This window comes from Erythrobacter ani (assembly GCF_019204025.1).
GTDB lineage: Bacteria > Pseudomonadota > Alphaproteobacteria > Sphingomonadales > Sphingomonadaceae > Erythrobacter > Erythrobacter ani.
Window position 1 is genome coordinate 405,620 of sequence record NZ_JAGSPB010000002.1, and the last position, 13,437, is coordinate 419,056.

Here is a 13,437-nt window from a genome sequence, read left to right on the forward strand (position 1 = left end):
CTTATGCGCTCTTATGCTGAATTCTGCGGACGGTTTCCGGGATGTACCGCGGCTGAGTGATCGCGCGCATCAGCATGGCGCCCCCGGATTTGATTGCTCGCATGGGTTCCCGATAACGCCAGGAATTGGCCAGTAGTGAAAATCCGTTGAGACGCTGTACCGTCGCGCCGCTCATACGTTTCCCATCGCGGTCGATTGCTCCATAGACCAACATCTTGTCCGGCAGACCGGAATATCCCGACTTCAGGCGCTTCATTTCCTGCTCGGGGGACAAATGTTGTTCGGAAAATGCGTCATACACCGCGCCTGTTGCATGGGGACGCGTATGAACCATCGAAATCTCATCGATAATCGCAGATTTGAAGGCGGGGTTCGGCATGGTCAGCGCCCAGATGAGATCCATTCCCCAACCTGAAATCACTTGCGACATGTGCGGCAGGAAAGTCCTGAGATATTCGGTGCTTATGGAAGGAGCCATGCATTCCACGAAATTGGTGTAGCGCAACTTCGTCGCTCCGAATTGCAGCAGGATCGAATAACAGAAATGACTATCGGGATGCAGTGATGGCTGTGCGATCCGCAGATTGTGCTCTGCGCAGATATCGAAATAACGGTTGAGGTCCCGCTTCGTGAAAATCAGGTCGTCATCCATGAAAGCAATGTAATCATAGCGTTCGAGCACATCGCGATTTTTCGTGAGATACCTGTAGATGCTGTCCCATTTCGTGCCTTTGTCGATCGAAAGCGGCAGGTCGCCGCCCTTGCCGATTTCAGGATCGTCATCATACTGGCTCAGCTGCAGATCCCAGTTCCGCTCGTCCGGTCCATCGAGCCAGCCCCTGTGCAGGGATTTTGACCCTACGCGCACGAAAACGAGGTTCTTTCTCGCTCGGGTCATTTTGCACCTACCTCCACGGCGGCCTCGCTCTTCGCCATTCTATCCAATGCCCTGCGCGCAGCTTTCTCACCGCTTGCGAATGCCTGGTCGGTCCAGATGTAGCCCCAGTCGCCAAACCGCCCGCAATAGCCGACACCGACGTCGTCGAGATATCCATGGACCAGCTTGAGCGCCGCAGGACGATCATGGTCGAAAATGATATTAGCATACGGCGCTACGATCGTGCTCGTGTGGACCACCTGATCGCGTCCATCGATCAGGCCCGCCCTGAGCAGCCCATCGATCACGGGTTCGATATATGCGTCGGCAGGTTTGTCCCGGGGCTTCCACTTGTCGCTGAAATAGACTTCCGCCTGCAGCGCCGTGCACCCTTTCGGCGCAACATTCGGCGAGAAGTTCGACGGATAGCTGAGCCTCGCAAAGGCGATGTCCTCATCGTAGAAATACGTCCAGTGGTCATCGCGGACATGCGGCTTTGAAACGCCGACATTGACTAGAACGACTTCGGTGCAGGCTAACTTGCCGGCAGCTTCGACCACGTCAGGCGGCGCTCCTTTGACCATCGCTACAAGGCGGGGGAGGGGCACAGACGAAATGATCGAATCGTATGCGATCACCCGGCCGTCCGAGGTTCGCAGCGATTTCGCCTTGGGGTCGATCTCAACGATCTCGCTATCGCATTGCAAGTTGGAGCGCTCGCGAAAACCATTGAGGTACGAGACGAAGCCACCATCCGTCGGATAGCGGAAGTGGTCCACATAATGGACGTCGGGTGCTTGCGGTACGAGCGCGCCGCGCAGGACTTCCTCGAGCTCAGGGCGATAAAGCCGTGGCCCCAGCCAGTCGGTCGTCAGATTTTTCGCATCGGTCGTGTGATACTTGCGGGTGTAGACCGCAGGGAATGTCTCGGCAAAGGTCTTTCCGAATGCCGCCACCAGCCAGTCTTCGTAATTTGCGATTTTTTCAGAACTCTTCGGCGCATGGGAGGCGGCCACGAAGTCTTTGATACTATCTATGACGACCTGGTCCGGCAGGCCGTGAAGGTTCACTTGAGCAGGATGCTTGATCCAGTGGCCCTGCCAATAATTGTTCACGCTGGCGCGAAGCTTTTCGTATGTCCCGCCAATGCTTTCGGCGAAGAGTTCCTGTAACCTCTTGTTTTGGGTAAATGAAATGTGCGGGCCTTCATCGAAGAGAAACCCGTCGTCATAGGAATGGGTGGATGTATGCCCGCCGTGGACCGACCGCTTCTCATAGATCGTGGCGTCGACGCCCAGTTCACGCAATTGGTGGCTTGCGCCGAACCCTGCGAAACCTGCGCCGATAATTGCGATATGCGGATCTTTAGCCAATGTTCGCCCCCGAACCTCTCTAGCGCTCGATCGCCGCTTCGGGAACGGGGACAATGAACTGTCCTCCCCACTCCCGCACGTAGTCGATCTGAGCCTTGATTTCTTCCTTCAGGTTCCATGGGAGGATTAGAACGAAATCCGGCTTCGCTTCGTGAATGTGCGAAGGATCGAGGATCGGAATGCGTACGCCCGGCATCAGTTTGCCCTGTTTCGAAGGAGCGCGATCGACAGTAAAATCGATAATGTCCGATCCGATCCCGCAATAATTGAGAAGTGTCACCCCTTTGGCTGGCGCACCATAGGCTGCGATGGTCTTGCCCTGCCTTTTCAGGTCCAGGCACAGCTGGATGAGCGACATCTTCGTCTGTTGCACCGCGCGGTTCCAAGCAGTGTAGGTTGCAGGCTTGTCCAAACCGAATGCCCGCTCTTCGGCGCGCATTGCCTCCAGCGACGGCTCATTTTCCCATGCTGAGTCCATGTGACAGACGAAGAAGCGAACCGATCCGCCATGCGTCGGCAGGTTTTCGACGGCGAAGACCCTGAGCCCAGCGGCATCGAAAATGCGCTCGGCAGCGAACAGCGACAGGTACGAAAAATGCTCGTGATAAATTGTGTCGAACTGATTGCCCTGCATCAGACGAAGGAGATGCTGGACTTCGTAGGTTGCAACACCTTCCGGTCCGAGGAGCGCTTTCGCACCGCGCACGAAATCGTTGATATCAGGCACGTGGGCGAGCACGTTGTTGGCCACGATAAGATCGGCGGTCCATCCTTCGTCGGCGAGCGCGCGGCCCATTGCTTCAGAGAAAAACTCGCTGCGTACCTCGAGCCCGGATGATCTCGCCGCTTCGGCTGGACCTTCTGTCGGTTCGATACCGAGGCAAGGTATGCCAGCCGCCTTCACATATTGCAGCAGATAGCCGTCATTGGAGGCAAGTTCGACAACCCTGCTATCGGCATCCAGGCCAAGCCGCTCGCGCATCGTCTCCACGTAAGTCTTCGCATGCTCGAGCCAGGTCGATGAGTGCGAAGAATAGTATGTGTAATCCGCGCGGAACAGATCGTCCGATTTCAACGTGTGGACTACCTGCGCAAGAAGACAGCTGTCGCAGACCCGCACCTCCAAAGGATAATGCAGTTCGGGCTCGTCTCTCAGGGCAATATCGACAAGATCGTTGGCAACCGGGCTGAAGCCCAGATCGGCCAGCTGGGTCATCAGTGGCTGCGAACAATGACGGCAGTTTTTCAGCGCAGTCAGCGCGGAGCTCTGCGGCTTTGCTGCCTGGTGCATGGATATCCCTTCCGAAATCGCAGAAACGAGAGCTCAAAAGCCCGTTCGTAATGCGCAGATATTACGGCAATGGTCTGGAGGCCCGCAACTAACCATCGGGGGTACTACGTCTATTGGGATACTAATTGGGGCTATTCAGGCGGGCTGTGGGCTGCTCTGTCAAATCGGCGACATATTCCGCGATGGCAAGACACGATGTCAGACCGGGCGATTCGATGCCAAACAGGTTGATAAGGCCGTCGATCCCATGTTGGCGCGGACCATCGATCCGAAAATCCGCATCGGGATCATCGGGACCTGCGATTTTGGGCCGAACTCCGGTGTAATCCGGCACGAGTTGATCCGCTGTAACGTCTGGAAGGTAGGTCTGGATGGCAGCCGCGAACCGCTCTTTCGCGCTATCATCGAAGCTGTAGTCGGGCCTTGCAATCCAGCGCACGTCAGGGCCGAACTTCGCCTGGTTCGCGAGATCCAGTGTCAGATGAATGCCGAGCCCACCAGGTTCAGGAACGGGGTAAACGAGCCGATTGCACGGTGCCGGACCGGACAAACGGTAATAATGCCCGACCGAGAAATGCGCCTTCGGAATGGCATCTCGTACTATGCCGGGAACGCGGCTCGCCACGTCGACGGCACGAAGCCCGGCGGCATTTATGACATGGCGGGCTTTGAGGCGCCCCGCCTGAGCACCCTTTGTTTCGACGATCAGGCCTGATGGTCGAGGTGTCATTGCCGACACCTCGGTCTGCAAAACCACCATTCCGCCGTGGTTTTGCAGCTCTCCCTCCAAGGCAAGCATCAGTGCGTGACTGTCGATGATCCCTGTCGATGGCGACAGGAGCGCGCCGTCGCAGTGGATCCGTGGCTCTAGCGTCTGCACCTCGCTTTGCGACATCATCCGCAAATCGTTGACTCCGTTCGCGCTTGCTCGTTGCGATATTTGCCCCAATCGCGACAGCTGCTCGGATGATGTGGCAACGATGATCTTGCCAGTGCGTCGATGCGGGATGCCGCGCTCCTCGGCATAGCGATAGAGCAAGTCGCGACCGCGCCGACAGAACAGCGCTTTCATGCTGTTTTGCGGGTAGTAAATTCCTGCATGGATGACTTCGGAATTTCGGCTGCTCGTCTGTGTTCCGATGGCGTTTTCCGCTTCGAGAACCATGACCTCGCGGCCACCACGGGCCAGAGCCGCGCCGCATGCCAGACCGATAACGCCGCCGCCGACGACGATGCATTCTACCTCGTCCATGAAAACCCAGTCGTCCGGAGGCTCACGTTACTGAGGGTGCGGTTTAAAGTGTCTCGAGCCGACCGGCCTGCGCTGATAGGCATGGATGTAGTCGATCTCCATCTTCACCGAATCCGGTGTGTTTTCATCCATCCGGTAATCTTCAGCGGCGAATGAAACCAGCAGATACATCGGTTGCTGAAATTCCTCCGGAGCCGCTGTTCGCCATACCTCTTTGCGGTCTATGTAAACGATGACCTCGGTTTCGGTGATTTCAGCCCCATAGGTATGAAACCGGTCGCTCAGCGAACCGGCGGGCACGCTGTGGCGCCTGCTTTCGGTGATTTTCTCGTCGTCGGCCGTCGCCTTGTGCTTATGAATGACGAAATAGATTTCGTCATTCTTGTGCGAGTAATATTCGAATATGTCGAGCTCGGCGACGCCGTCTCTTCGGTCGGCCCCGATCAACCAGAAAGCGGGCCAGAATCCAGCGGCCGTTGGAAACCGCGCTCTGGTTTCGAAATAGCCAAGCTTTTGCGCGAACCCGCTGTTGCATCTGTTCCATGACGAAAGCATTCCGCTTTCCCACTTCCCTGCCGCATTCTTCCGGGCCTCAATCGTCAGGATGCCGTCCTGCGTTGTGAAGGGAAAGCCATCATCCGGTCCCATGAAACGGGCGCTTCCGAAATCTCCATCCCAAGGCGTATGCGCCGTCCATTTGGTGAGACAATCATACTCCGAAACGTCAAGATCGTCGAAGTCCTCCCGGAACGAAGGCTTGAACTCTCCAAGGTCAATTTCTGACGACTGACTTTCCGAAGCGACGGCGGGAAGATCAGACGGCCCGGAAAACGCGATGAGCGCAGCGAGCGCGAAGACGAATGAAAAGCTGGCCACTTTCGTACGCCGCTTTCTCGTCGTCGACGTGTCGGAGACGAGACCTGACAAGCCCTGGTTCTCTTTTCGCATTAGCGGTCTCCTGCATAATCGGCATCAAGGCCAGATCGCTTTATGAAAGCATCTTGTCCGGCTCTTTTGACTGGTTTTCCTTTGACCGCGCCGATGCCGTCAGCTGTTCGGCATAGAGCGCGAGTAGCCGGTCCCGCCAATCGGTTTCAGAACATGTCAGCGCGCCCGATGCGATATGAGCACGCTGGCTCGCCCGCTTGACCGCCGCGCTATCGTTCAGCTTCTCGAACGCTTTGGCGAGGCTTGCCGGACTGCGATCGGCGGCCATCACGCAGCATCCCAGTTCAGATGCTTCCTGCGCGATGAATGAATTGGCGAACGCCACGAGCGGAATTCCGCTTTGAAGAGCCTCGAGTGCTACCAGACCGAATGGCTCGGGCACGAGACTGGGCATTACAAGCGCGCGTGCCGCGCCGACGATTTGGGCGATCTTGGAATGGTCCAGCCAACCCTCCCAAATCACTTCAGGATATTTCTCCGCCAAAGTCGATCGTTCCGGTCCGTCACCTATCACTCGCAAGCGGTGACCGGAAATGCGAGCGGCTTGCGCTGCCAGCTCTACCCCCTTCTCGCGCGTGACTCTTCCGACAAAGAAAATGTCGCTGTTCTTTTCTGCTGCAATACGATTCTCACGAAAAGCGCGGGCCGGGTTTCGCACCGTGCGCAGCCGGGCCGGCGAAAGGTCTGTCCTTGTAAGGTAGGGGTTCATCGACGGGTGGATGACAGCGATCAGAGCCGGGGACTTTCGACCGGGGAACGTCCGTGCACGAACCGCCGCGCGGGTCACGCGAAATGCCTTTTGCGCGGGACTGCGCTTGTCGCAATTGGTGGAGAGGCATTTTTGGCTGAGCGGTGTCAGCTCGCATGTCTCGTTGGTTACGAAATTGAAGAATCCCCCATTGGGGCAGCTCATGAAAAAATCGTGCCCATGAATGACCAGGCGCGATTGCACGCTCGACAGTCCGGCGAATACTGCTGGTGACAGGATCTGCGACCAGCTGTGGAGGTGGTAGACTACGTCGGGTCCATCCAGTCGCGCAACAGTGCGCTCGATCAGACGGCGAGCCGCCAAATTGTAAAGGCCGTCTCGAACACCCTTGGCAAAGCTGCGTTGCAACAGCGGCTTGTGCCCAAGCGACACCACCTCGACCCCTTCGGGAAGCGGTGCGTCCGACGCATCATCACCAGTCACGAAAGTGACAGCAATGCCCGCTTCATGGAACAACCTTGCGGACAGCAAGGCAAGCGCCTCCGCGCCGCCAACGGCGGAGGATTGGTCGCTGATGATGACTATACGTTTCGGGGTCATGACGATCCAACCATATGGTCAAGTGCCCAGATTCTCACGGTATATTTGGTATTACCTTCATAGAGCGCCTCGTCGCGAAGCATGTTCGGACATATGACTGACCAATACCGCAGCGTTTTGCCCGAGCTGTTCAAGCGTCGAGCATACTGGAGCCAAATTCATGCAGATCACCGTTATCGTTGCAACTTTAGGACGAAGAAAAGAGGCCGACGATCTTGTCCAGGATCTGGCGAACCAGACCAGGCGCCCTGACCGTTCGATCTTTGCCGTTACGACCGAGGCCGATGCCCCGGACCGGCACCCTGAGATCGATAACGAGACCCTGATCTGCGCGACCAAAGGTCTGTGCGCGCAAAGAAATGCCGGGATCGCGCAGGCGATTGATTCGAGCGACGTCATCGTATTCTTCGACGACGATTTCGTTCCGCATCCGACTTACCTGGCCAGGCTCGAGGCGGCCTTTGCGAAATCCGAAGACGTGGTGGGCATCACGGGCCTTGTCGTTGCAGATGGCGTCTGCGGCCCCGGTTTGTCACGGCAGCAGGCTGTCACGGCCATCGACGCACACGCTGCTTCTTTTCCGACAGGAATTCCTCGGGAGACCGAGGTTTTCGGGCTCTATGGCTGCAACATGGCGATGCGCACGTCGGCGCTCAAAACGAAGCGTTTCGATGAACGTCTGCCGCTCTACGGTTGGCTGGAAGATCTCGATCTGACCAACCGGCTGCTGGAGGAGGGCAGGCTGATCAAGCTGGACCGCCTGATCGGCGCCCACCGGGGTGTAAAGGCGGGAAGGGTATCGGGCATCCGGCTCGGCTATTCCCAGATCGCCAATGCGAGCTACTTGCTGGCCAAAGGCACCACGACCCGTTCGCAATTGTTCGGGCATCTCGTGAAATACCCCATGATCAACGCGGTTCGATCGCTAAAGCCAGAGCCGTTCGTCGATCGCCGCGGACGGCTGCGAGGGAACCTGATCGGACTTGTCGACCTTGCTCGCGGCAAGTCGAAGCCAGAAAGAATTCTCGAACTTTAGGACCCGTCCGCTGCCCGAGCCTCGTCTCGCGCAACGGCCGCGCCAGCGCGAATGGGCGCTGACCGCTTTCAGAGGGCCGGCTCCCTGTCAGGATGGCGAGAGCAGGTTCTCTGGCAGCGAACATCCATGTTGAGGGTCCGCGCCTCGGGATGAGCCGGATTGATGGCTCAGATTTTGGTATTTCGCACGAACACGACCGGGGAATCGTCCACCTCATTCGGAACGATGGGCGCTTCCGGCATCTCCGCTTCCATACGCATTGCGGAAGGGGAAGCTTTCGCATTGCCGCCGAGGCTCGATCCCAGCGGCGTCCAATAGTCTGTTCCCGCAAGCTCGTTCCACGCGAAGCCGAGCTTTCTCATGGCTTGCCGAGCCGCGATGGCCGGAGAAAGCTCCTTGCCCTCAAATTGGACCAACCCGTTTTCGAGCGCAGTGCACGAAATCGAAGGATCCTTGGAAAAATACAGGATCGTTCCGGGCGCCGCGTTGAGAGACATGAATTTGAGCGACTCATGTGAGGATCTCAAGCGATCCATTTGCGATCGTTTCGCCGCCGAAATGCCGATCTCTTCATCGCCGAATTCGAGCAGCGAACTTGCCGCAGGTTCGATTGCTGCGCGCAGCAGTTCGGGATTCCCGGTGAAGTACTCAGGATCGTCGGGATCAAACTGCTCCCTGAAAAGAAACCTGAGAGTGCGCTGGAGCGCTTTCCAATCAAAGACGTCGGCTGCCATGTAGATGCGAAAAGGGACCGGAAGGGCCGACTGGTTGACCTTCAAGACCTTGGCCGCGACATCGCCTTTTTCCGTGAAATCGATCCGCGCGAAGCCTGGCATCGCGTCGTTCATCAGGATGAAAACGCTTCCTTCTTTGCCGCTCATGCACAACCTCCTAGGTTAAGAATTGGGATCGAACGTCCCAAACTGCTGTCGCGACACCGCAGGGCTTGAACAACTGACTTTGCTCAATGGGTTATTGGTTAACAGCGATGAATAACCAGCAATCCGGATCTAGGCGAAGGCAATCTTGGACTAGTTCTATATCGACCAGTCACCCGGGGCTGCGAATCGCGAAATTCCTCAAGAATCCCGGTTTTTTGCTCTCCGGAAGGATTAGGTGGTGACGCGTTTGGCCTAAGCACAGTGCGCCTCTCCCGAAGGTAAGCCCCGACCGCTAGGTTCTTCAATCAGAAATCTGCGCTCCAATTTTTTCCAGAACGGGCATGTGCGGATGATCTTTGGAAGGACACGTACGTTGAAAGTTCTAGTCACCGGACACCTCGGATACATCGGCACCGTTCTCACGCCGAAACTGCTCAATCGCGGTCATGAGGTCGTCGGTCTGGATAGTGCGCTGTTCGATGGCTGCAACTTCCTTCCGATGGCAGCTCAGATCCCGTCGATCGGCGGCGACGTGCGCGAGTTCGTGCGGGAAGCGGATGCGGCAGAAAAGCTGCGCGGGATAGACGCCATCATCCATCTTGCGGCGCTTTCGAACGATCCGCTGGGTGACTATCGTCCGGGCCTCACACAGGAAATCAATGCTCAGGCGTCGATCGATCTGGCAAGGCTTGCGAAGAGCGCGGGTATCGCGCGGTTCGCATTCGCGTCCTCCTGCTCGAATTATGGGGCGTCGGGCGATGATTTCATCGACGAGACAGGCAATCTCAACCCGGTAACTGCTTACGGGCTTTCCAAGGTCGAGGCTGAAGTCGGGATCGGCGCGCTAACGGACGAGACGTTCAGTCCCACTTTCCTGAGAGCGTCTACTGCTTACGGGCTGTCGCCGCTTATCCGCACCGATCTGGTGGTCAACAATCTTACTGCTTGGGCCTGCACGACGGGCGAAGTTCACTTGATGAGCGATGGCTCACCCTGGCGCCCTATCGTCCACGTAGAAGACATTGCGGCAGCCTACATCGCGATAATCGAGGCCGATCGGGAGGACGTCCACAAGGAGGTGTTCAACATCGGAACCACAAACGAGAACTACCAGATCCGCGAAATCGCCGAACTTGTGCGCGATGTCGTGCCGGGTTCGAAGATCGGGTTTTCGGACGACGCCAGCCCGGATGTTCGCAACTACCGGGTCGATTGCAACTATCTCGCTCGCAAATTGCATGGCTTCAAGCCGCAATGGACATGTCGCCGTGGTATCGAGCAGCTCTACGATGCTTATCTGTCTGAAGGCCTCACCTTCGAGCAGTTCGACGGTCCCCGGTTCAAGCGGATCGCGCACATGAAGCAGCGGATCGAGCAGGGCTCTCTCAATGAAGATCTGTTTCCGATAAGGGAGCTTGAACAAGCTTGATAGAACCCGCAGGCTTGGCTCCTTTGGCCCTGACCGTATTATTTGTCAGGGCAGGCTCTCTTCCAGATCCATCGCGGGCGCCGTTCTGGATGATCTGACGCGCTGAAACACGTCGAACATGATAGAAACCGGTCCCTCGGGCCGACCGGCAACCAGCCAGATGACGAGGATCGTTCCGGTGTAGGCAATGGCTCCGATAGTTATTCTCGCGAGCAAATCCACCACCAGCGGGATATCTCCCAGCGGCATCGCTGCGCTTGCGATCAGAACCGCTGCGGTCATCGCCAAAAGTCCCGCGACAGTAAGCCAGTGCCGCGAAATCTGGCGCAAGACGCCGATGTCGAGCAGTCTCTTTATGAAGAGAAACTCGATCAGCGCGGAGGCCAGATCGCTGATCAAGCGCGCAACCGCGACGCCGACGAGGCCCGCAGTCATAAAGCCGATGATGATGGCCGGGATCTTCACGCACACCGATAGGAAGTTCCACAGGAAAAGCAGCCGCGTGTTGCCGAGCGCCATCGCCAGGGGTTGCAGGCCGATGCTGAACGAGCCGAGTATGTAGGCGATTGAAATGATCTGCAGGAACAGGACCGTACCTTCCCATTGGCTGCCCAATGCCAGCGCAACTGCCGGTTCGGCGACCAGCGCGAGACCAACGCCAAGGGGTGCCACGAGCATGGCAATGGTGGACTGCGCCCGTTGCTGCGAAAGCCTCAATCGGCCGATATCGTTCGAGATGTTGGCCAGGCCCGAGAACAGCGCATGCTTGATGGGATGCACCGCTTCGCGGGATGGAATTGCCGCTACATTATCGGCCATCGCATAGATGCCCAACTGATCCTTCGAGACGGCGAGACCGGCTATCAGCTGATCGGCTCGCCAATTGAGTGTCTCGAATATCTGGCTGAGAAACATCCATCCGGAAAACGACCAGATTTCCCTCACATGCGCGAGAGACAGCTGGGGGCGGTAGCGAACCAGCACGTAAGACAGCAAGGTCGCAGCGACAGCGCCGGCGAGGCTTCCCCAGATGATCGCCCAATAAGACTGAAGCACGAATGCCAGGACGATCGCGAAGACAATGCCCAACGCGCGGCGAAGGAACTGCGCGATTGCAAGCGGCGCGAAGGACATCTGCTTGGTCGCGAGCCAGACATGAGGATTCTGCAGGCCAAGGATGGCGCCGGTCAGACCCGACACAAGGAAGACAGGGACGAGATCGGGATTCCCGTAGGCAATGGAAAGAGGCCAGGCGGCGGCCGCGAATATGGCGCATATCACGGCCGACCTGATGAGAGCCATCGTCCAGGCTGTGTCGACGTGCGATTTGTCGACTGTCTCTTTCTGGATGAGCGCATTGTTGAGCGAGAGTTCGGTGCAGGACTGCACCAACACCAGGACTGCCGTCGCGATTGCGACGATGCCGAAATCCTCCGGTGTGAGCAAGCGGGCGAGCACAAGCAATCCGGCAGCGCTCAATACATTTGCGGCAACGTTGACACCGCCGAGCGAAAGGGCTCCGCGCATCACACCAAAGCGAAGGCTCATCGCGCGCCGACCTTTTTGGTGGATCGGAGCCGCGGTCGCCTACTCAATCGCGATCCTGCCGCGGGAGCGGGCCCGTACTTTGGTCTTTCCGCCGCGCTGTCCCGACTGGCCTGCGTCGCTACTTGAACGGGCCGTCGCAGCGCGATCGCTGCCCCTGCCATTATCGAGAAGAAAGCCATTGGGACTGGCGATGGCCCCGATATGCTGCCGGGGATAAGGCAAAAAATGGCCGCGGATCCCAGCGCTCCACCCAGGGTGTCTCTCGGAGTAGCCCCTAGCCCCCAAGTGGACTGTTTTGTGGTTTGGAATGTCCGAAGCAGGTGCAGCACGAATGCACCGAGGCCGAAGATTCCGACCGAGCCCAGAACAGCCATGATCTGGCTCGAGGAACGAAAGCTCCCCGGGCCGATCCCGAGACCGTAAGATGCCATGAATGCGTGCCACCCCTGCATGGCCCAGAAGAGCCTTTGCTGACCCGACAAACTTTCCGATTTGCTGAAGGTCATGTCTGCAATGAGTTCCCAGATCGCGATCGGCAGCTGCGGCGCAAAGATGAAGAGACCACACAGCAAGAAAAGCGCGCCGGACGCGGCGATCGTCGCCCGCATCAGCTTGCCTGCCGGTGCAGCGCTAGGGACGAGGATTGCTCGTAGAACGAAAAGCGCTGCATAAACCGCAAGCGCCACATATGCTGTCGAAGCGGTGCTGAGCACCAACATCATGGCCAGCGCGGCTGCTGTCCAGCCTGTCATGCGGGAGCGGATCGACCGATACCACATCTCGGCAGTCGCAACGAAGAGCGCGAAACCCAGCCCGGCATAAATTGACGCTTCTGCGAGAACCCCCCTGATGCGGACGAAGCCGGCAGCCGTCGAATCAAGGTGCGCGTAATTGGCATTGCGGAAAACGGCTAGCACGTCCTCAAAGGGAGTCCCGCGCGTCGCAAGATCGAGAATGCCAGTGGCGATATGGAACCAGCTTGCGATGAGTATTGCGCTGATCAGACCGGCCGCGGCGCCCGGCAGGCGCGCCATTACATAACAGCTTAGACCGAGCATCATCGCGCCCAGCATGTAGAACATTGCGGTGATGTTCTGCGATGTCGGGGCCAGCGGAACGGTGCCGAACAGCCCGAGATATTCGATCGGTTGCATCGGAAAGACGTCGATCGCTCCCGCAAACAATCTGGGCGCCAGATAGGCACTGGCCATGCCGTAGATCGCGAAGAATATGAGCCACTTGTTGTCGCTCACGGCATCGGGGAGGAAGCCCAGATACCCGCCTCTGGGGGCAAGAATCCTGAGGGTGGTGAACAACAGTGCAAACTGGACGGGCGGGATCGAGGAACCCCCGAGAGCTGGCAGGACCATCGCCGCCGAGCCCATCAGGATCGCGCTGAACACCAGAAAGAATATCGCGCTCCTGACGCTTCCCAGCAGGACGATATACAATCCGATTACGGCTTGAACGACCCCGATATAGGTTAGTTCCAT

11 protein-coding genes are annotated in these 13,437 nt (G+C 57.7%); 2 read left to right on the forward strand and 9 right to left on the reverse strand.

Features of this window, described 5'->3' with window-relative positions; genetic code table 11:
- Position 1: 1 nt before the first annotated feature.
- The 6 genes from KCG45_RS08915 to KCG45_RS08940 all read right to left on the reverse strand — a co-directional run bounded on the left by KCG45_RS08915 (position 2) and on the right by KCG45_RS08940 (position 7,050).
- On the reverse strand, positions 2-898 hold the full coding sequence (locus KCG45_RS08915) for a DUF707 domain-containing protein (protein WP_218316915.1): 897 nt from the start codon (positions 896-898) through the stop codon (positions 2-4).
- Positions 895-2,250 carry a protoporphyrinogen/coproporphyrinogen oxidase gene (locus KCG45_RS08920; RefSeq protein WP_218316916.1) on the reverse strand — a complete coding sequence of 452 codons (1,356 nt, stop codon included), beginning with the start codon at positions 2,248-2,250 and terminating at the stop codon, positions 895-897. Before KCG45_RS08920 ends, KCG45_RS08915 begins: the two co-directional genes overlap by 4 nt.
- Before the next feature lie 19 nt (positions 2,251-2,269).
- Positions 2,270-3,541 (reverse strand): class I SAM-dependent methyltransferase, encoded by a 1,272-nt coding sequence (locus tag KCG45_RS08925; RefSeq protein ID WP_218316917.1) that lies wholly within the window; start codon positions 3,539-3,541, stop codon positions 2,270-2,272.
- 121 nt (positions 3,542-3,662) lie between these two features.
- Entirely contained in the window at positions 3,663-4,793 is a 1,131-nt protein-coding gene (locus KCG45_RS08930) for an NAD(P)/FAD-dependent oxidoreductase (protein ID WP_218316918.1), read from the reverse strand.
- A gap of 27 nt (positions 4,794-4,820) precedes the next feature.
- Complete coding sequence (locus tag KCG45_RS08935; RefSeq protein ID WP_218316919.1) at positions 4,821-5,741, reverse strand: glycoside hydrolase family 16 protein; 921 nt, start codon at positions 5,739-5,741, stop codon at positions 4,821-4,823.
- Between the two features lie 40 nt (positions 5,742-5,781).
- The gene (locus KCG45_RS08940; protein ID WP_218316920.1) at positions 5,782-7,050 is read right to left on the reverse strand and encodes a glycosyltransferase family 4 protein; all 1,269 of its coding nucleotides are present in this window, start codon (positions 7,048-7,050) and stop codon (positions 5,782-5,784) included.
- A gap of 160 nt (positions 7,051-7,210) precedes the next feature.
- On the opposite strand from KCG45_RS08940, the gene KCG45_RS08945 reads away from it, so the two are divergent.
- A complete protein-coding gene (locus tag KCG45_RS08945) occupies positions 7,211-8,086 on the forward strand; it encodes a glycosyltransferase family 2 protein (RefSeq protein ID WP_218316921.1) in 876 nt (291 codons plus the stop codon).
- Between the two features lie 167 nt (positions 8,087-8,253).
- Here the strand turns inward: KCG45_RS08945 and KCG45_RS08950 are convergent, their stop codons facing one another.
- Positions 8,254-8,967 carry a hypothetical protein gene (locus KCG45_RS08950; protein WP_218316922.1) on the reverse strand — a complete coding sequence of 238 codons (714 nt, stop codon included), beginning with the start codon at positions 8,965-8,967 and terminating at the stop codon, positions 8,254-8,256.
- 373 nt (positions 8,968-9,340) lie between these two features.
- On the opposite strand from KCG45_RS08950, the gene KCG45_RS08955 reads away from it, so the two are divergent.
- Positions 9,341-10,396, forward strand: a complete 1,056-nt coding sequence (locus KCG45_RS08955) for an NAD-dependent epimerase/dehydratase family protein (protein ID WP_218316923.1) — start codon at positions 9,341-9,343, stop codon at positions 10,394-10,396.
- Positions 10,397-10,441: 45 nt separating this feature from the next.
- Here KCG45_RS08955 and KCG45_RS08960 read toward each other — a convergent pair whose 3' ends face one another.
- Both KCG45_RS08960 and KCG45_RS08965 read right to left on the reverse strand, forming a co-directional pair.
- Positions 10,442-11,944: a lipopolysaccharide biosynthesis protein gene (locus tag KCG45_RS08960; protein ID WP_218316924.1), complete on the reverse strand. Its 1,503-nt coding sequence runs from the start codon at positions 11,942-11,944 to the stop codon at positions 10,442-10,444.
- Positions 11,941-13,437: a glycoside hydrolase gene (locus KCG45_RS08965; RefSeq protein ID WP_218316925.1), complete on the reverse strand. Its 1,497-nt coding sequence runs from the start codon at positions 13,435-13,437 to the stop codon at positions 11,941-11,943. Before KCG45_RS08965 ends, KCG45_RS08960 begins: the two co-directional genes overlap by 4 nt.